The organism is Leisingera sp. ABM4_060 (genome assembly GCF_056158765.1).
The window spans coordinates 1,110,754-1,128,266 of the sequence record NZ_JBSWTX010000001.1; the positions used below are offsets into that span (position 1 = coordinate 1,110,754).

General features: G+C 61.2%; 14 protein-coding genes and 1 tRNA gene. 8 read left to right on the plus strand and 7 right to left on the minus strand.

What is annotated here, in order from left to right; genetic code table 11:
- Positions 1–11 precede the first annotated feature (11 nt).
- The 3 genes from ACXAEH_RS05475 (at position 12) to ACXAEH_RS05485 (ending at position 2,834) form a co-directional block, all read left to right on the plus strand.
- Positions 12–2,060, plus strand: coding sequence for an ASKHA domain-containing protein (locus ACXAEH_RS05475; RefSeq protein WP_475031456.1), 2,049 nt, complete (start codon positions 12–14; stop codon positions 2,058–2,060).
- A gap of 73 nt (positions 2,061–2,133) precedes the next feature.
- Positions 2,134–2,207, plus strand: a tRNA-Gly gene (locus ACXAEH_RS05480).
- Between the two features lie 282 nt (positions 2,208–2,489).
- A complete protein-coding gene (locus tag ACXAEH_RS05485) occupies positions 2,490–2,834 on the plus strand; it encodes a hypothetical protein (RefSeq protein WP_475031457.1) in 345 nt (114 codons plus the stop codon).
- Between the two features lie 45 nt (positions 2,835–2,879).
- On the opposite strand, the gene pgi is transcribed toward ACXAEH_RS05485, so the two are convergent.
- Genes pgi through zwf form a run of 3 tightly spaced genes read right to left on the minus strand, consistent with a single transcriptional unit; the run spans position 2,880 to position 6,648 of the window.
- Positions 2,880–4,487 carry a glucose-6-phosphate isomerase gene (gene pgi, locus ACXAEH_RS05490; protein WP_475031458.1) on the minus strand — a complete coding sequence of 536 codons (1,608 nt, stop codon included), beginning with the start codon at positions 4,485–4,487 and terminating at the stop codon, positions 2,880–2,882.
- A gap of 17 nt (positions 4,488–4,504) precedes the next feature.
- Positions 4,505–5,176 (minus strand): 6-phosphogluconolactonase, encoded by a 672-nt coding sequence (pgl, locus tag ACXAEH_RS05495; protein ID WP_475031459.1) that lies wholly within the window; start codon positions 5,174–5,176, stop codon positions 4,505–4,507.
- On the minus strand, positions 5,173–6,648 hold the full coding sequence (gene zwf, locus ACXAEH_RS05500) for a glucose-6-phosphate dehydrogenase (protein ID WP_475031460.1): 1,476 nt from the start codon (positions 6,646–6,648) through the stop codon (positions 5,173–5,175). The genes pgl and zwf overlap by 4 nt, the downstream gene beginning before the upstream one ends.
- A 143-nt stretch (positions 6,649–6,791) precedes the next feature.
- On the opposite strand from zwf, the gene ACXAEH_RS05505 reads away from it, so the two are divergent.
- Both ACXAEH_RS05505 and ACXAEH_RS05510 read left to right on the plus strand, forming a co-directional pair.
- Positions 6,792–7,745 carry a radical SAM protein gene (locus tag ACXAEH_RS05505; RefSeq protein WP_475031461.1) on the plus strand — a complete coding sequence of 318 codons (954 nt, stop codon included), beginning with the start codon at positions 6,792–6,794 and terminating at the stop codon, positions 7,743–7,745.
- 95 nt (positions 7,746–7,840) lie between these two features.
- A complete protein-coding gene (locus tag ACXAEH_RS05510) occupies positions 7,841–9,379 on the plus strand; it encodes a caspase family protein (RefSeq protein WP_475031462.1) in 1,539 nt (512 codons plus the stop codon).
- Positions 9,380–9,391: 12 nt separating this feature from the next.
- Here the strand turns inward: ACXAEH_RS05510 and ACXAEH_RS05515 are convergent, their stop codons facing one another.
- Positions 9,392–9,661 (minus strand): usg protein, encoded by a 270-nt coding sequence (locus ACXAEH_RS05515; RefSeq protein WP_039123636.1) that lies wholly within the window; start codon positions 9,659–9,661, stop codon positions 9,392–9,394.
- Positions 9,662–9,884: 223 nt separating this feature from the next.
- On the opposite strand from ACXAEH_RS05515, the gene gyrA reads away from it, so the two are divergent.
- Together gyrA and ACXAEH_RS05525 are read left to right on the plus strand one after the other, a co-directional pair.
- Positions 9,885–12,593 carry a DNA gyrase subunit A gene (gyrA, locus tag ACXAEH_RS05520; RefSeq protein ID WP_475031463.1) on the plus strand — a complete coding sequence of 903 codons (2,709 nt, stop codon included), beginning with the start codon at positions 9,885–9,887 and terminating at the stop codon, positions 12,591–12,593.
- Positions 12,594–12,721: 128 nt separating this feature from the next.
- A complete protein-coding gene (locus ACXAEH_RS05525) occupies positions 12,722–13,072 on the plus strand; it encodes a DUF6614 family protein (RefSeq protein ID WP_475031464.1) in 351 nt (116 codons plus the stop codon).
- Between the two features lie 183 nt (positions 13,073–13,255).
- Here ACXAEH_RS05525 and ACXAEH_RS05530 read toward each other — a convergent pair whose 3' ends face one another.
- Genes ACXAEH_RS05530 through ACXAEH_RS05540 form a run of 3 tightly spaced genes read right to left on the minus strand, consistent with a single transcriptional unit; the run spans position 13,256 to position 16,688 of the window.
- On the minus strand, positions 13,256–14,725 hold the full coding sequence (locus ACXAEH_RS05530) for a carboxypeptidase M32 (RefSeq protein WP_475031465.1): 1,470 nt from the start codon (positions 14,723–14,725) through the stop codon (positions 13,256–13,258).
- A 4-nt stretch (positions 14,726–14,729) separates the two neighbouring features.
- Positions 14,730–15,875, minus strand: a complete 1,146-nt coding sequence (ctaA, locus tag ACXAEH_RS05535) for a heme A synthase (RefSeq protein WP_475031466.1) — start codon at positions 15,873–15,875, stop codon at positions 14,730–14,732.
- A 60-nt stretch (positions 15,876–15,935) separates the two neighbouring features.
- Complete coding sequence (locus ACXAEH_RS05540) at positions 15,936–16,688, minus strand: RNA methyltransferase (protein ID WP_475035528.1); 753 nt, start codon at positions 16,686–16,688, stop codon at positions 15,936–15,938.
- Positions 16,689–16,869: 181 nt separating this feature from the next.
- Here ACXAEH_RS05540 and ACXAEH_RS05545 point away from each other — a divergent pair, with 181 nt between their 5' ends.
- Positions 16,870–17,502 carry a thiamine phosphate synthase gene (locus ACXAEH_RS05545; protein WP_475031467.1) on the plus strand — a complete coding sequence of 211 codons (633 nt, stop codon included), beginning with the start codon at positions 16,870–16,872 and terminating at the stop codon, positions 17,500–17,502.
- Positions 17,503–17,513 lie beyond the last annotated feature (11 nt).

Sequence of the window (17,513 nt, forward strand, 5' to 3'; positions counted from 1 at the left end):
AGGCCACAGGCATGACTGACGAACCCCTCGTTGTGTTTACCCCCTCCGGCAAGCGCGGACGTTTTCCCGCCGGCACCCCGATCCTGACCGCTGCGCGCCAGCTCGGGGTCGACCTCGACTCGGTCTGCGGCGGCCGCGGCATCTGCTCGAAATGCCAGATCACCCCGTCTTACGGCGAGTTTCCCAAGCACGGTGTGACCGTCGAAGAAGGCGCGCTGAGCGAGTGGAACAAGGTCGAGCAGCGCTACAAGGACAAGCGCGGCCTGATCGACGGCCGCCGCCTGGGCTGCCAGGCGACGATCCAAGGCGACATCGTGGTGGACGTGCCGCCGGAGAGCCAGGTGCACCGCCAGGTGGTGCGCAAACGCGCCGAGGCTCGCGACATCACCATGAATCCCTCCACCCGCCTGTTCTATGTCGAGGTGGAAGAGCCTGACATGCACAAGCCCTCCGGCGATATGGAGCGGCTGATCGAAGCGCTGGAAACCCAGTGGGGCCTCAAGGGCGTCAAGACCGACCTGCACATCCTGCAGTGCATGCAGCCGATCCTGCGCAAGGGCGGCTGGAAAGTCACCGTCGCCGTGCATCTGGGCGACGAAAGCCACCCACCCAAGATCATGCACATCTGGCCGGGCTATTATGAGGGCACCGTCTACGGCTTGGCTGTAGACCTCGGATCGACCACCATCGCGGCGCATCTGTGCGATCTGAAAACCGGCGAAGTAGTGGCCTCCTCGGGCATCATGAACCCGCAGATCCGCTTTGGCGAAGACCTGATGAGCCGCGTCAGCTATTCGATGATGAACAAGGGCGGCGATGTCGAAATGACAAACGCCGTTCGCGAGGGCATGAACGCGCTTTTCACCCAGATCGCGTCCGAAGCGGAGATCGACAAGGCGCTGATTGTCGACGCCGTATTCGTCTGCAACCCGGTTATGCACCACCTGTTCCTCGGGATTGACCCATTTGAGCTGGGCCAGGCGCCTTTTGCACTTGGCACCTCCAACGCACTGGCGCTGCGCGCGGTTGAGCTGGATCTCAACATCCACCCTGCCGCCCGTGTCTACCTGCTGCCTTGCATCGCAGGCCATGTGGGGGCCGACGCCGCGGCCGTGGCGCTGTCCGAAGCGCCCGACAAATCCGAAGACCTGGTTCTGGTCGTCGACGTGGGCACCAACGCCGAGATCCTGCTGGGCAACAAGGAAAAAGTGCTGGCCTGCTCCTCGCCTACCGGCCCGGCGTTTGAGGGCGCGCAGATCTCCAGCGGCCAGCGCGCCGCGCCAGGCGCCATTGAACGCGTCGAGATCAATCCTGAGACCAAGGAGCCCCGCTTCCGTGTGATCGGTTCGGAAATCTGGTCGGATGAAGACGGCTTTGCCGCCTCCATTGCCACTACCGGTATCACCGGCATCTGCGGCTCTGGCATCATCGAGGCAATTGCCGAAATGCGTCTGGCGGGTGTTCTGGACGCCTCAGGCCTGATCGGTTCGGCCGAACAAACCGGCTCCGCCCGCTGTATCGCCGACGGGCGCACCAACGCCTACATGCTGTGGGATGGCTCCGCCGAGGGCGGGCCCACCATCACTGTCACCAACCCGGACATCCGCGCCATCCAGATGGCCAAGGCAGCTCTCTACTCCGGCGCGCGCCTGCTGATGGATAAATTCGGCGTCCAGACCGTAGACCGCGTGGTGCTGGCCGGCGCCTTTGGCGCCCATATCTCCGCCAAACACGCGATGGTGCTGGGCATGATTCCCGACTGTCAGCTGGACAAGGTGACGTCGGCAGGAAATGCCGCCGGGACCGGTGCCCGCATTGCGCTTTTGAATACCAAAGCGCGCGGCGAGATTGAGGAAACCGTCCGCAATATCGAGAAGATCGAAACCGCCGTGGAACCCCGCTTCCAGGAGCATTTCGTGAATGCGTCCGCCATTCCAAACTCGGCGGAGCCCTTCCCGATCCTGGAAACCGTCGTGACCCTGCCGCAGGTGAACTTCAACACCGGCGGCGGCGAAGGCGAAGGCGCCGGAGGCGGACGCCGCCGACGCCGCCGCGGCTGATCCAGTCCCTGAAAGATTTTCGCCGCGGCACCCTTGACCTTGCCGGCGCCGCGGCATACTCCTGCCTTCACAAGCGGGTATGGTGAAATGGTATCATGCGAGCTTCCCAAGCTTAAGGCGCGGGTTCGATTCCCGCTACCCGCTCCAACTCTCCTTATTTTTCAGAGTCTTCCCGCCAAATTTCATGGCGCCACCGCCTGACGGATCAGACCGCGCGCAAGCCGTCTTCTTATGTTAGACTGCCCCGGCAGGCCCGCTTTGTTTGGGCTGCCAGTTTGGGAGGGTACCAGTATGACTTAACAATATTTCGCCGCCACACTCCTGTGCGCCTTTGGGGCCGCAACCGCGGGTGCAGGCACGACCTGGGAACAGGGCGGCACCGGTACTGGCATTGCAAACAACACACCCACCGAAGTTTCCGACGGCTACATGGTTATCCAGACCAGCAGTTCTTATGAAAATGTTGAGATGGAAGAGGCGGGACACCCGATGAACGGTGCCGCAGGGCCATGCTTTGGCGCAGTCGAGGCTGCCCCCTCCGGGGTCACCGGCGGAGGTATCTGCGCCTTTACCGACAAGGCCGGAGACAAGGTTGTGCTGCATTGGCACGCCGAGGGCATGGACGCCTCAGGTGCATTGACCGGCAGCTGGAAACTAAGCGGCGGAACGGGCCCCTGGTCCGGGGCGAAAGGCGGCGGCACCTTCTCTTCCCTGACGGATCCGTCGAACGGAAAATTCGTCAACACGATCACCAGCAGCATTACCCTGCCCTGATCAGCACTGCGGGGCGTCCCCGCCCCGCAACTTCCATAACTGGCGTCAGCTGCCGGCCTCGCGCACGAAATCCAGCAAGGCGCGGGTAGAGCCATCCTTGCCGTCTGCACTAGCCTCGCCAGCCAGCAGAGGCGCCAGAGTATTGGCCAGCTCCTTACCCAGTTCCACCCCCCACTGATCAAAAGAGTTGATCCCCAGGATCACCCCTTCTACGAACACCCGGTGTTCATAAAGGGCAATTATCTGGCCCAGAACATGCGGTGTCAGCTGTGGAAAAACCAGTGTGGTCGAAGGACGGTTTCCCGGGAACACCCGGTGCCGCGCCTGACGCTCCAGCTCGGCCCCCTCATAGCCTTTTGCCCGCATCAGCGCACAGGCTTCCTCCAGGCTGCGTCCGCACATCAGCGCTTCGGACTGGGCCAGGCAATTCGCCACCAGCAGCTTGTGATGATGTGCAAGATCTGGCTCATGACCTTGTGCTGCCACGATAAATTCGGCCGGCACGACAGAGGTTCCCTGATGCAGAAGCTGGTAGAATGCGTGCTGGCCGTTGGTCCCTGGCTCGCCCCAAACAACCGGACCTGAGGAATACGGCAGATCCGAACCATCCATCGCTACTGACTTGCCGTTAGATTCCATCTCCAACTGCTGCAGATACGCAGGAAGCCGCCTCAGCCGCTGGTCATAGGGCAGCACCGCGCGGGTCGGATGGCCGCACACCTGATTGTGCCAGATACCGGTCAGCGCCAGCATCACAGGCATGTTCTGCTGCCAGGGCGCGCTGCGGAAATGATCATCCATCGCCCTGCCGCCCGCCAGGAAAGCACGGAAATTCTCCGGCCCGACGGCCAGCATCAGGCTGAGCCCAATAGGCCCCCAGACCGAATAGCGCCCGCCAACCCAATCTTCGAACCCGAACACGTGCTTGAGCGGAATACCAAAGGCCGCGGTTTCTTCCTCTGAGGTCGACAGAGCCAGAAACTGCTGCGCCGGATCACCACCGCCCTCCACAACCCAGCGCCGAGCCGTTGCAGCGTTGGTCATCGTCTCGATGGTGGTAAAGGTTTTGGAAGCCACAATCACCAAAGTTGTCTTTGGATCAATCCGTTGCAGAATATCGTGGATATGCGCCCCGTCCACATTGGAAACAAAATGACAGCGCGGGCCATCGTGGTAGGGCGCCAGCGCCAATGCAGCCATCACCGGTCCGAGGTCAGAGCCACCGATCCCGATATTGACAACGTCAGTGAAGGCACCGCCCGGTCCGGCAAAGGCCCCAGAGCGCACCTGCCCCGCCAAATCCTCCATGCGCTCCAGCGTGTGCCGCAGCGGCGCCCGGACGTCCTGCCCGTCGACCAGAAGCTCTGGTCCCTCAGGGTCCCTCAAAGCCGTATGCAGGACAGCGCGCTGTTCGGTTTCATTGATCCGGCCGCCGTCGAACATCGCCGCGCGCCTGTCTGCAACACCCCGGCTTTCACACAGCGCAATCAGTTCTGCACGCGTTTCTGCTGTGATCCATGTTTTGGAGTAATCAAAGAGGAGTGACCCGGACCGCACGCTGAACTCAGCGGCGCGATGAGGGTTTTCAGCAAACAAATCAACCATTTTTCCGCTGCAGGTCTTGGAATGCAGCGCTTTCAATACCGTAAACATAATTTTCTTTCCTGAATTCAAGGCGCCCAATGGACGGAGATCTCGGACAGAACTGCCTGAATCGGCGCACTTTCCGGCGGCATCGACATCGCCTGCTCAAGCGCCTTGCGCTTGGCATCTCCGAAGATCACCAGGTGCTTGGCGATTGCTCCATCCAGCACCCGCGCCGTGAGGCTGATCCGGGCTTCCGGCTGGCTGTCCGGCCGCACCACCGTCAGCGCCGGAGCGTCAGCCGCCAGTGCCGCTTCGATCCCTTCCGCCCCGGGAAACAATGAAGCCGTGTGCATATCTTCGCCCATCCCCAGCAGCAGCACCGACAGCGGAAGCTGGGGAACGACCTGGCTTTCCAGTTCCGCCAGCACATCTTCTGGTTCCCGCGCCGGGACATGAAACGGCAAAAACCGTGCTGCAGCGGCCCGGCTCTGCAGCAGGCGCGCGCGGATCATCCGTGCATTTGAGCGTTCACTGTCCGTTGCAACCCAGCGTTCGTCAGTCGCCATCACCTGCACCCGGTCCCACTCCAGGTCTGCCGCGCACAGATCATCAAAGATCGCCCCCGGGGTCGAGCCGCCAGCCACCGCAAAGGAGGCCCCTTCATGGTGAAAAAGATGCGTCTTCAAATCACCCGCGATTTCATTTGCCACTTCGATCGCCAGCATGTCCCGGTCAGGGTATTCGTTGAATTTCATGGGTTTATCCCCCTCCATTCACGCCCATCGCGGCGCATCAGCAAATCGGCATCGCCGGGTCCGGTGCTGCCGCTCTCGTAGGGTTTAGGCACATCTCCCCGGGACTTCCAGCCCGCAATCACCGGATCCGTCCAGGCCCAGGCCGCCTCTACCTCGTCGCCCCTCATAAACAACGTCTGGTTGCCGCGCACAACATCCATAATCAAACGTTCATAGGCATCCGGCGGATCGCCGCCTTCCGGCCCCAGTGCTTCGGCAAAGCTCATGTCAAGCGGCACGTCGACCAGACGCATGCCGCCCTGTCCCGGTTCCTTGATGGTCACGCTCAGAGTGATGCCCTCATTCGGCTGCAAGCGGATCTTCAGGTGATTGGCATGGCGTCCCGCCTCGGCGCCGAAGATCGAGTGCGGTGCGTCCTTGAACATTACGTTGATCACCGAGGACCGGTTCACCAGCCGCTTGCCGGTCCGCAGATAAAACGGCGTGCCTGCCCACCTCCAGTTGCTGATATGCGCCTTCAGCGCCACATAGCTTTCGGTGGTGCTGCGCGCATTGTCCACCAGCCCGCGGTACGAGGGATGCGGATCCGCTGGATCCAAACACGCCTGATACTGGCCGCGCACGATATGATGCGGCTCTACCGGATCCAACGCGCGAATGACTTTCAGTTTTTCGTCGCGCACCGCATCGGGGTCAAATTTGGCCGGCGGCTCCATCGCGATCAGGCACAGAAGCTGCATCAAATGGTTTTGCATCATGTCGCGCATGGCGCCTGCGCGCTCATAATACTCCTCACGCCCTTCAACGCCGACGGTTTCCGCCACGGTAATCTGGATGTGGTCAACGTACTGGCTGTTCCACAAAGGCTCGAACAGCATGTTGCCAAAGCGGACCGCCATCAGGTTCTGGACGGTTTCCTTGCCCAAATAATGGTCGATCCGGTAAATCTGGCCTTCATCAAAATGACCCGCCAGAGTCCGGTTTAACTCCCGCGCCGAGCCGAGATCCCGGCCGAAGGGCTTTTCCACAACAATCCGGGTATCCGCGTTGGCCAGACCATATTGCTGAAGGCGCTCGGCCAGCGGGCCGAACAGCCCAGGCCCGACCGAGAAGTAAAACACGCGGACCGGTGCCTCGGCAGCGGTGTCCAGTTCAGTGGCAAGCGCCCCCCAGCCCCCTTCACCCAGCGCATCCAGCGCAACATAGCTGACCCGTTTCAAAAAACTCTCAAGCGCACCGCCGCCGCAGGCCTTTGGCCCTGCGTGGTTGCGAATGGCTTCAGCCACAACGGTGCGGTACTCAGCGCTGCTCAGCGCGGTGCGCGCAGCCCCGATGATCCGCTCACCGCCCGGCAGCTGACCCGCACAGTGGCGGCGGAACAGCGCCGGCAGAATCTTGCGCTGCGCAAGATCGCCAGTGCCGCCAAAAATCACCAGGTCGAACGGATCAACCGGTATGACTCGCGAAACCATTCCTTACTTCTTCCTGCGTTGGTCCGGTGCAGAGGCGGCACACTGCCGCTCACATCCCTGTCATGTGCCTGCCCGGCTGCTTTCATTTCCTGCCCAGTATAAGGTAGCTTCCCGCGAAAGGAACTGCCCCAAAGGACATCCGCATGAAAGACCTGCAAAAACCCGTCGCGAACCTAGGCAAGTTTCAAGACGCCTTTGTGACGGCCAAAGGTCAGGACCGCGCTTCCGTTCCGCTCAGCAATCCGGAGACCCTTTGGTTCAACACTGGCACTCTTTGCAACATCGAATGCAGCAACTGCTACATTCTGAGCTCGCCCACCAACGATGCGCTGGTTTATCTGACCGAAGCTGAAGTGCAATGCTACCTGGACCAGATTTCCGAACGCAATTGGCCGGTTCGTGAAATCGGTTTCACCGGCGGCGAGCCGTTTATGAATCCGCAGATGATCGCCATGGCCCGTGCCTCGCTGGAGCGCGGTTTCGAAGTTCTGATACTAACCAACGCCATGCGGCCGATGATGCGCAAATCGGTAAAATCCGGGCTGCTGGAACTGCTGGAAGAATTCAAAGGAAAGCTAACCCTCCGGATTTCCGTCGACCATCACAGCGAGGCGCTGCACGACAAGGAGCGCGGTGCGGGCAGCTTTGCCAAAACCATTGCCGGAATGGAGTGGCTGCGCGACAACGGCTTCCAGATGGCAGTTGCCGGGCGCACCGTCTGGCAGGAGACCGAGGCAGAGGCCCGCGCCGGGTATGCCACACTTTTTGCGGCCCATGACTTTGCCATCGACGCGGCAAACCCGGGTCAGACCGTGCTTTTCCCCGAGATGGATGAAAGCGTGGAAGTACCTGAGATTACAACCGCTTGCTGGAGTATCTTGAACAAAAGCCCGGAGAGCGTTATGTGCGCTTCATCGCGGATGGTGGTCAAACGCAAGGGCGCGGACAGCCCCGCGGTTCTCGCCTGTACGCTGCTGCCTTACGCTCCGGAGTTCGAGATGGGAGAAACCTTGGCCGAAGCGGAACGCCCGGTGCAGCTGAACCATCCCCACTGCGCCAAATTTTGCGTTCTGGGTGGAGCTAGCTGTTCCGCCTAGGCCAAATTGCAGGAGAGTCTGCCAGAACAGGCGCACCTTTGGCCTGTCTATGGTAATGTAGCAGCTAAAGCCGCTTGTTTTGCCAGGTATGTCTCATGCGATTTCTTTGCCTTATTGCGTTCTGTTTTCTTCCTCTTTCGGCCGCTGCTCAGAACAGGCTGGCCCTGGTTATTGGTAACGACCGCTACACGGATGTACCTGCCTTGGCCAAGGCACGGGCAGACGCAGAGGCAATCGGGGCCAAGCTGAATGAGCTTGGATTCACTCTTGTGGAGGCCTTGGATCAAGACCGGCGCGGGCTGAACCGCAAGATTTCCGAATTCACTGCCAAGCTGGAACCCGGAGATACCGCCTTTGTGTTCTTTGCTGGACACGGCATTGAGATCGACGGTGAAAATTACCTGCTGCCAACCGATATTGCCGTTCCCGGCGCTGGCGGCAGCGACTTTGTGAAATCCGAGTCCATCGCACTTTCGTCCCTTCTCGACAGGATCCGCAAAACCGGGGCCCGGTCGGCAATCGCGATTATAGACGCCTGCCGGAACAACCCGTTCCAGCTGACCGAGGGCCGCAGTATCGGAACCGCGCGGGGGTTGGGGCGGATGAACGCACCGCAAGGCACCTTCGTTGTTTTCTCCGCCGGAGCGGGCCAGCTGGCCCTGGACCGGCTGAATGAAACCGACACGGCGGAAAACTCTGTCTTTACCCGGACATTGCTTCCGCTCTTGTCGGAACCCGGCCTGGAGCTTCGATCGCTGGTTTCCGGCCTGCGCCTGGAGGTCCGCGATCTGGCGCACACAGTTCAGCACAACCAATTTCCGGCCTATTATGATGAACTGCTCGGAGAGTTTTACTTCACGCAGGCTGCCGCTTCATCGCCCTCTGCCGAACCTGTTTCTGGCTCCATGCACGCGGACTTCGAAATCGCCAGGTCCATCGGCACCCCGATGGCGCTCGACAGTTTTCTGGAGCGCTATGCCGCCCGCAAAGACGAATACAGCTATGCCGTAGCCTTGCAGCTTAGACAGGGGCTGGAGCCGGTCCTGCCCAGCCAGGAAGCCGCAACTGAACAGCCTGCCGCCTTACCTGTTGTTCCTGACTCAAGGGACATTATGGCCGAAACTCAGGATGCCCTGAACCAGATCGGCTGCAAGGCTGGACACGCCGACGGTATCGCAGGCCCAAGGACGCGCCGGGCGTTCGCGGCATACCTTGAAGCATCAAAATCAGCGTTGGGAGTTGACGACCTGGGAACGGCACATGCACTTGAGGAAATCCAAAGCCACACAGGCCGCCTTTGCAAGCCGGCAGCCAAACCGGTTACCACATCCGCTCAATCCGCGTCTGCGGCGCCCTTGGCCGGTTCCTGGAAATTCAAGGCGACCTGTGCGCTGGTCATCAAGGTCACAGGAAACGTGCATTATACCCACGCGGGCGGCAACAGGTACCACGGCCGCCTCAGCAACTCACTGGGCCAGAACGCCAACACCGAGGTTTATCTGAACGGACAGCAAATCAACGGCACGGACTACTTTCCTGGTATCACGGTTACCTGGCGGGGCCGTCTGGCAGCGGACGGGAAAAGCTTCACCTCCAGCGGCTCCACCGGATGCGCGGTTTACGCTTGGCGCTAGGCAGACAAGCGTTCAGTGGATCTGAAACTCCCCGACCACATTGCGCCATTCGCCGGGACCGATCATCTTGCGATGTGTAAAGCGGACCGAATGCAGCGGGCCTTCGATTTCGCGCTGCCAGAATTCGATGAATTCAAACAGCCGCGGATGGTCGGGCGCCAGATCGTATTCCTGCCAGACAAACGTGTTCAGGACATGGATGTAATCGGGCATCCGGTAGGTGAATTCCGCTGTTGTCAGCCCATAGCCTTTCAGCATCAGTTCGGTTTCGCTGCTCTCCATTTTCAGCCTCCAATTCTTGCCCCCTCTTTATGATGCTAGGCTGCAAATGGTTAATTTCCGCAAAAACAGTGCGTTATCCTGGCTTGAACGGTTTCGCTGCGGCACCCGGGGCTGTTTGCTTGCGCCCCATATACGGTATCTGTTAGGGTGCAAACACAATATATAGCCCTAAGATGAAGAGCAGGCATCCAACGTGAGCGATACGCCGGAAACTCCTGAAAACATGGAAGAAAATTTGCCGGAACGTCCGGCATACGATGGCCCGACAGTCTCCATCGAAACCGAGATGCGCAACTCGTATCTCGACTATGCGATGTCGGTCATTGTCAGCCGTGCGATCCCCGACCTGCGGGACGGGTTGAAACCGGTTCACCGGCGGATTCTCTACGCCATGCACAAATCCGGCAACACCCATGACAAGGCCTACCGCAAGTCGGCCCGCCCGGTCGGCGACGTGATGGGTAAATACCACCCGCACGGCGACAGCGCGATCTATGACGCGCTGGTTCGGATGGCGCAGGACTTCTCGATGTCGCTGCCGCTGCTGGATGGCCAGGGCAACTTTGGTTCCATGGACGGCGATAACCCGGCGGCGATGCGTTATACCGAAGTCCGCATGGACAAGCCCGCGGCGGCGCTGTTGGCAGATATCGAAAAAGAGACCGTCGATTTCCAGGACAACTACGACGGCAAGGACCGGGAACCGACCGTGCTTCCGGCCCGTTTCCCGAATATGCTGGTCAATGGTGCCGGCGGTATCGCAGTTGGCATGGCCACCAACATCCCGCCGCACAACCTGGGCGAAGTAATTGACGCCACATTGGCGCTGATCGACGAACCCGACCTGACCAGCGAGCAGCTGATCGACTATATCCCCGGCCCGGACTTTCCGACAGGCGGCGTCATGCTGGGCCGTTCCGGCGCGCGCAAGGCATACCTTGAGGGCCGCGGCAGCGTGATCATCCGCTCGAAAACCCGTGTCGAGGAGATCCGCAAGGACCGCTATGCCATTGTCGTGGATGAGATTCCCTATCAGGTGAACAAGGCCGCGATGATCGAAAAGATCGCCGAACAGGTCCGCGAGAAGAAGATCGAGGGCGTTGCCCACGTGCAGGACGAGTCCGACCGTAACGGCGTGCGGGTGGTGGTAGAGCTGAAACGCGACGCCACGCCCGAGGTGGTGCTGAACCAGCTGTTCCGCTTCACCCCAATGCAGACCTCCTTCGGCTGCAACATGCTGGCGCTGAACGGCGGCCGGCCCGAACAGCTGACGCTGCGCAAGTTCCTGACCTCCTTCATCGACTTCCGCGAGGATGTCGTTGCCCGCCGCACCGCGCATTTGCTGCGCAAAGCGCGCGAACGCAGCCACATCCTCTGCGGTCTGGCCGTTGCAGTCTCCAACGTCGATGAGATCGTCGCCACCATCCGTTCCTCCGCCGACGCTGCCGAGGCGCGTGAAAAGCTGATGACCCGCCGCTGGCCGGCCTCGGACATTGCCGATTACATCCGCCTGATCGACGATCCGACCCACACCATGAACGACGACGGGACCTATAACCTGTCGGAGACCCAGGCCCGTGCCATTCTGGAACTGCGCCTGCAGCGCCTGACCCAGATCGGCGTCAAGGAAGTCACTGACGAGCTGGAAGAACTGGCGGCCAAGATCAAGGAATACCTCGAAATCCTGTCCTCGCGCGAGCGGATCATGGGCATCATCAGCGACGAGCTGCGCGAGGTGCGCGACAATTTCGCGGTGCCGCGCCGCACCGAGATTGTCGACTGGTCCGGCGACATGGAGGACGAGGACCTGATCGAGCGCGAGGACATGGTGGTAACCGTGACCTCCGGCGGCTACATCAAGCGCACCCCGCTGGCCGACTTCCGCGCCCAGAAGCGCGGCGGCAAGGGCGTCTCGGGTATGCAGACCAAGGAAGAGGATGTGATCACCACCCTCTTCGTGGCCAACACCCATACGCAGCTGCTGTTCTTCACCACCGATGGCATGGTCTACAAGCTGAAGACCTGGCGCCTGCCGCAGGGCGGCCGCACCTCCAAGGGCAAGGCGATTGTCAACATCCTGCCGATCCCGACCGGGGTCTCCATTGCCGCCATCATGCCGGTCGATGTGCCGGATGACGAATGGGAAAACCTGCAGGTGGTCTTTGCGACCTCCGGCGGCGATGTGCGTCGCAACCGCCTGTCGGATTTCACCAACGTCCGCCGCAACGGCAAGATCGCGATGAAGCTGCCCGAAGACGGTTCTGTCCAGCTGGTGAATGTGCGCATCTGCTCGGAAGACGACGACGTGATGCTGTTCACCAACTCGGGGCGCGCCATCCGCTTCCGCTCCACGGATGTGCGCGTGTTCAACTCGCGCGAGTCCACCGGTGTCCGCGGCATCAAGCTGACTGGCGAGGACAGTGTTGTCTCAATGTCGGTGATCCGCCACTCCAAATACACCCCGGAGCAGCGCACCGCCTACCTCAAGATGCGCCGGGCGATGGCCGGCCTTACCGACGATGCCGAAGCTTCAGATGAAGATGCGGTTGAGGATCCGAACTTCTCCACCGAGCTTTATTCAGAGATGTCGGCAGCCGAGAATCTGATCCTGACCATCACTACCGGCGGCTCGGGCAAGCTGTCGTCCTCGCACGATTACCCGGTGCGCGGCCGTGGCGGCATGGGTGTCACAGCTATGGACAAGGCGATGCGCGGCGGCGAGATCGTGGCCTCCTTCCCGGTAGAGATGGACGACCAGATCATGCTGGCCACTTCCAAGGGCCAGTCGATCCGGGTGCCGGTTGATGGCATCTCCTTCCGCTCGCGCTCGGCCGGCGGTGTGCGGGTGTTCAACACCGGCAAAGGTGAGGAAGTGGTCTCTGTCGCCTGGATTGCTGAAAACGGCGAGGATGAGGACGGCGGCGAGGAATAAGCCGCATCCCATTGGAAACATTGAACGCCGTCCCGTTGCCGGGGCGGCGTTCGTTGAATTAACCGAGCTCTAACCGGTATCTGCCATTCTTTCGGTCAAGTTCTGTTCTCTCAGGAAGGGTGTGCCCCATGAACTTGTACCATTGCTCCATCGACCTGCAGCACGAAGCCAAGGCGCTTTCCTTTGCCAGCGCGGTCGATCAATGGATGGCGTATCTGCAAGAGCGCGGCGTGGTGCTGGGGTGGCGTCTGCTGCGGCGCAAGCTGAACCTGGCCAGTGAAAACTGCCGCGATTTTCTGCTGGAAATCGAATTCAAGGACATGACCCAGCTGGATCAAGCCTTCAGAGTGCTAGGAGAGCACGATGAAGAGGTTGAACGCCTCTACTCAAACGTCTCCGCCCTGATCGCCAGGGCTGAGATCGGCCTCTACCGCCCGTTCCCGGACCCTGAACGGGCCGAACGGATGGCTTTGATCTGAGACCTGCGCCTCAGATCAGGGCCGGCGCCAGCACGAAGCTGGCAAAAATCAGGTATGATACGGCTGTATGCATCGGTTCACTCTCTTACTCACATCCCCATGAGCTTCCGAGAATAAACATAAAATACGGCATTTCCGGGGCAGCAGGATTTCCTGCGCCCCGCCAGGCTGTGCCACCCGTGATCAGAGCCCGTAAATCAGGCTGAATTTTTCCTCCAGATACCCCAGCAGCGGCTGGTGCCCGGGTTCCATGCCGGACGCATGAATGATTGTGTCCCGCGGGCTGCGCAAACCGCCATGCTGCTGCAGGTTGTCTTTCAGCCAGCCGGTTGCACCGCTGGTGTCGCCCTTTGCCAGCTCTGCATCCAGCCCCGGCACATCCCGGCGCAGCGCCTGATACAGGCAGCCTGCATAGACATTGCCCAGCGAGTAGGTCGGGAAATAGCCGAACAGGCCCACCGACCAATGCACATCTTGCAAACAGCCGTTCGACGGCTTGTCGACGTTGTAGCCAATGTCCGCCTCAAACCGGTCATTCCAGGCGGCCTCAAGGTCTTTCACCGCCAGATCGCCGCTCATCAGCGCGCGCTCCAGGCCGAACCGCAGCATGATATGGAGGTTGTATTGCAGCTCATCCGCCTCGGTCCGGATATAGCCCTTATGCACAGCATTCACTGCCGCATAAAAGGCATCCGCATCGGCAATCCCGAAATCGCCAAAGGCGTCTTTCATCTCCCCAAACAGCCAGCCGGTAAAGGCGCGGCTGCGGCCGATCTGGTTCTCGTAAATCCGGCTTTGGCTTTCATGCACGCCCATCGAGACGCCGCTGCCGAGCGGGGTCAGCAGGTAGTCGCGGCTGATATTCTGCTCATAGGCGCCATGGCCAACCTCGTGAATGGTCGAATAGAAGCAGTTGAACGGATCACTTTCGCTGGTCCGCGTGGTGATCCGCACATCCAGCCCCGAGCCGGAGCTGAACGGATGCACCGCTTTGTCGACGCGGCCATGCGCCATGTCGTAGCCGAAGACCTTGGCGACCTTGCGCGTAAGCTTCATCTGCACCGCTTCGTCGAAGGTGCCCTCCAGCCCCTTCGGCGCAGGTCTCTCCAACACCTTGGCGCGCAGCTCGACCAGACCCGGGCGCATGGCGTCGAAGATCTCCGCGATCCCTGCCCCGGTGATGCCGTGCTCATAGTCCTCGACCATGGCGTCATAGACATCGCCGCCAGCCGCAAGCGCCTGGCCTTCCTCGCGTTTCAGCGCGACAACTTCCTCCAGCACCGGCAGGAAGGCAGCCACGTCCTCATCCGCGCGTGCGGCGGCCCATTTACCCTGCGCCTCAGAGGTCACCTGGGCGATTTTCTTGGCCAGATCAGCTGGCACTTTGACGGCGCGCTCATAGCTGCGGCGGATTTCGCGCAACTGGGCCTCGCCGGCCTCATTGGGCGCTACAGCCCGCTCCAGCCACTCCGCCACCTGCGGGTCGCTGCGGCGGGCGTGCAGCACGGCCTCGATCGCGGCCATCTCCTCGCCCCGCTGCGGTGCCGCTCCGCGCGGCATCATGGTTTCCTGGTCCCAGCCCAGCCGGCCTGCAATCTGCCCCAGTGCCTGGGTGTCACGCTGGAAGGCCATCAGTTCTTCAAATGCACTCATGCTCTCAATGGTCCTTGATCGAGGTTGCAATCGGGTAAGCAGACAGGAAACGCGCCCGCAGGATCAGCACCCAGATGCCAACCGCCACGATCTGATGAGTGATTGCCGCGTGCAGCGGAGCCGCATAGATCACGGTAATGATCCCCAGCAGAACCTGTAACATCAGGGCCGCAAAGACTGCGTTAAAAGCAAAGCGGGTGCGTGTATGGGCGCTGCCGCGGCCGCGCAGCCAGGCCACCACGCCAAAGGCAAACAGCAGGTAACCCGCTACCCGGTGAATGAACTGCACCAGCCCGGGATTTTCAAAGAAATTCTTCCAGACCGGCTCGATCATGAAAGGATTCGGCGGGAACACCTGCCCGCCCATCAGCGGCCAGTCAGTGTAAGAGCGGCCTGCGTCGATGCCCGCAACAAGTGCACCCAGAAGGATTTGCAGAAAGGCAAAATGCATGAGCCCCGTTGACAGGCTGAACAGCTTGGCCTCCTTGGCGCGGCGTGCCTGCATCAGCTCGCGCTCCTCGCGGCCCAGCATCAGCACATACCAAGCGATGAAGCCAAGGATCACAAAGGCCAGCCCCAAGTGTACCGCAAGACGGTATGAGGCAACTGCCGTCATTCCCTCACCCTGGGTCACGCCGGAGGCCACCATCCACCAGCCGATGGCGCCCTGCACGCCGCCCAGGATGCCGGGCAGCGCCAAACGGCCGGCCCAACCAGCCGGGATTTTGCGCGCCACCAGAAAGCCCAGGAAGCCAACAGCCCAGATCAGGCCCATGACACGGCCCAACTGCCGGTGGCCCCATTCCCACCAATAGATCTCTTTGAAATCAGCCAGTTCCATCCATTGGTTCTGAATACGCCACTGATCAATCTCTTTGTACTTGTCGAACTCTGCCTGCCATTCGGCCTCGGACATCGGCGGGATGGCTCCGGTCACAGGGCGCCATTCGGTGATCGACAGGCCGGAGTCCGTCAGGCGGGTCAGCCCGCCCACCACGATCATCGCAACGACCAAGGCAAACAGCACCATCAGCCAGCCTCGGATCGCTTTGCGGGCACCGCCCCGGCCCCGGTCGATCAGTCCCGGCTGCACCGCGGGGGCGTCTTTCTTTTCGCCCTCAACCTCTTCGAAAATGCTGCGCTTGCTCATGCTTGCCTCGTCATATTTGCTGCCAAGCTAGGGGCGGAATGGGATGGGGTCCAGTGCAGCTTATTCGCCGCCGCGTTCTTTCCAGCGGACCATCTGACGCATGATGCCGTGCAGCATTTGCACGTCGGAGCGGGTCATCCGCATCCGGGACCACAGGTTGCGCAGGTTGGTCTTCATGCCCTCGGCCTTTTCCGGCGGGTAAAAGAAGCCTGCCTGGTCCAGCCGGTCCTCGTAGTGTTCGACCAGCTTTTCGACCTCCACCCCGGTGGCCCAGTCGCCCTTGCGTCCCAGGTCGGTGGTCTCATGCACCAATTCGCCGGACTGACGCATCCATTCATAGCCGGTCAGCAGCACGCATTGACCGAGGTTCAGCGAGGCATAGAGCGGGTTCACCGGGACCGAGATGATGGCGTTGGCCTTGGCGATGTCGTCGTTCTCCAGCCCAGCTCGTTCCGGGCCGAACATCACGGCGACTTTCTCGCCTTCGGCGATCTTTTCCGCCGCGATCTGCATGGCGCGTTCGGGGCTGTAAACCGGTTTGGTCAGCCCGCGCTGACGGGCGGTGGTCGCGAACACATAGGTGCAGTCACCCAGCGCCTCTGGCACGTCCGCACAGAGCTGCGCCTCGTCCAGCAGGCGGCCCGCGCCAGATGACATCGCCACCGCCTTGGGGTTCGGCCAGCCGTCGCGCGGCGCCACGATGCGCATCCGGTCGAGGCCGAAGTTCCACATCGCCCGCGCCGCGGCGCCGATATTCTCGCCCATCTGCGGGCGGACCAAGACAAAGGCGGGCTGAGGCGTATCGGTGGGCATTGCGGCAGGCATCCGTTGGTTGGCGCGTAAAATCCGCCCTGCTGTAATCCCCGCAAGCGCCCGGGGCAAGGTCCGGCACCCTGAACGGCAGCATTTACTGCTTACCGCAGGGCTGCAAATCCTTGCGTCCTGCAGCAGATGCGCTAAACACCGGCAAATGCCTGAACAATGGAGCACCGCCATGGGAAGCCCTGCAGAAACACCGGAGCAGCCGCAGATCTATCTGATCTCCCCGCCGAGTTTCGAGCTGGGCAAATTTCCCGGGATCCTGGCGCGGGTGCTGGACGAGGTTGACGTGTCCTGCGTTCGCCTGGACCTGGCGAGCCGCGACGAGGACACCCTCAGCCGATCGGGCGATGCGCTGCGCGAGGTAACCATGGAGCGCGACGTGGCACTGGTGATCTCGGACCACCAGATCCTGGCAGAACGCCTGGGCTTGGACGGCGTCCACTTGACCGATGCGTCCAAATCCGTGCGCGCCGCGCGCAAGGCGCTTGGTCCGGATGCCATTGTCGGCTCTTTCTGCGGTGCGTCGCAGCATGATGGTATGGTCGCGGGCGAGGCAGGCGTGGATTACGTGAGCTTTGGCCCCGTTGGCACGTCTGGTCTGGGAGATGGTGCGCAGGCCGAGGCGGATCTGTTCCAGTGGTGGTCGCAGATGATCGAAGTGCCGGTGGTGGCCGAGGGCGGCCTGACCGAGGAACTGTTGCGCGAAGTTTCCCCGTTCACTGACTTCTTTGGCATCGGCGACGAGATCTGGCATGCCGAGGACCCGCTTGCCGCGCTCAAGGTCTTGATGCGGGCAATGGGCTGACCCGGCAGCGG

What these genes read in the sequence shown, in the direction of transcription:
- ACXAEH_RS05475 (WP_475031456.1), top strand. Translation starts at nt 12, where the DNA reads ATGACTGACGAACCCCTCGTTGTGTTTACCCCCTCCGGCAAGCGCGGA.
- ACXAEH_RS05485 (WP_475031457.1), top strand. Translation starts at nt 2,490, where the DNA reads ATGGTTATCCAGACCAGCAGTTCTTATGAAAATGTTGAGATGGAAGAG.
- pgi (WP_475031458.1), bottom strand. Translation starts at nt 4,487, where the DNA reads ATGTTTACGGTATTGAAAGCGCTGCATTCCAAGACCTGCAGCGGAAAA.
- pgl (WP_475031459.1), bottom strand. Translation starts at nt 5,176, where the DNA reads ATGAAATTCAACGAATACCCTGACCGGGACATGCTGGCGATCGAAGTG.
- zwf (WP_475031460.1), bottom strand. Translation starts at nt 6,648, where the DNA reads ATGGTTTCGCGAGTCATACCGGTTGATCCGTTCGACCTGGTGATTTTT.
- ACXAEH_RS05505 (WP_475031461.1), top strand. Translation starts at nt 6,792, where the DNA reads ATGAAAGACCTGCAAAAACCCGTCGCGAACCTAGGCAAGTTTCAAGAC.
- ACXAEH_RS05510 (WP_475031462.1), top strand. Translation starts at nt 7,841, where the DNA reads ATGCGATTTCTTTGCCTTATTGCGTTCTGTTTTCTTCCTCTTTCGGCC.
- ACXAEH_RS05515 (WP_039123636.1), bottom strand. Translation starts at nt 9,661, where the DNA reads ATGGAGAGCAGCGAAACCGAACTGATGCTGAAAGGCTATGGGCTGACA.
- gyrA (WP_475031463.1), top strand. Translation starts at nt 9,885, where the DNA reads ATGGAAGAAAATTTGCCGGAACGTCCGGCATACGATGGCCCGACAGTC.
- ACXAEH_RS05525 (WP_475031464.1), top strand. Translation starts at nt 12,722, where the DNA reads ATGAACTTGTACCATTGCTCCATCGACCTGCAGCACGAAGCCAAGGCG.
- ACXAEH_RS05530 (WP_475031465.1), bottom strand. Translation starts at nt 14,725, where the DNA reads ATGAGTGCATTTGAAGAACTGATGGCCTTCCAGCGTGACACCCAGGCA.
- ctaA (WP_475031466.1), bottom strand. Translation starts at nt 15,875, where the DNA reads ATGAGCAAGCGCAGCATTTTCGAAGAGGTTGAGGGCGAAAAGAAAGAC.
- ACXAEH_RS05540 (WP_475035528.1), bottom strand. Translation starts at nt 16,688, where the DNA reads ATGCCCACCGATACGCCTCAGCCCGCCTTTGTCTTGGTCCGCCCGCAG.
- ACXAEH_RS05545 (WP_475031467.1), top strand. Translation starts at nt 16,870, where the DNA reads ATGGGAAGCCCTGCAGAAACACCGGAGCAGCCGCAGATCTATCTGATC.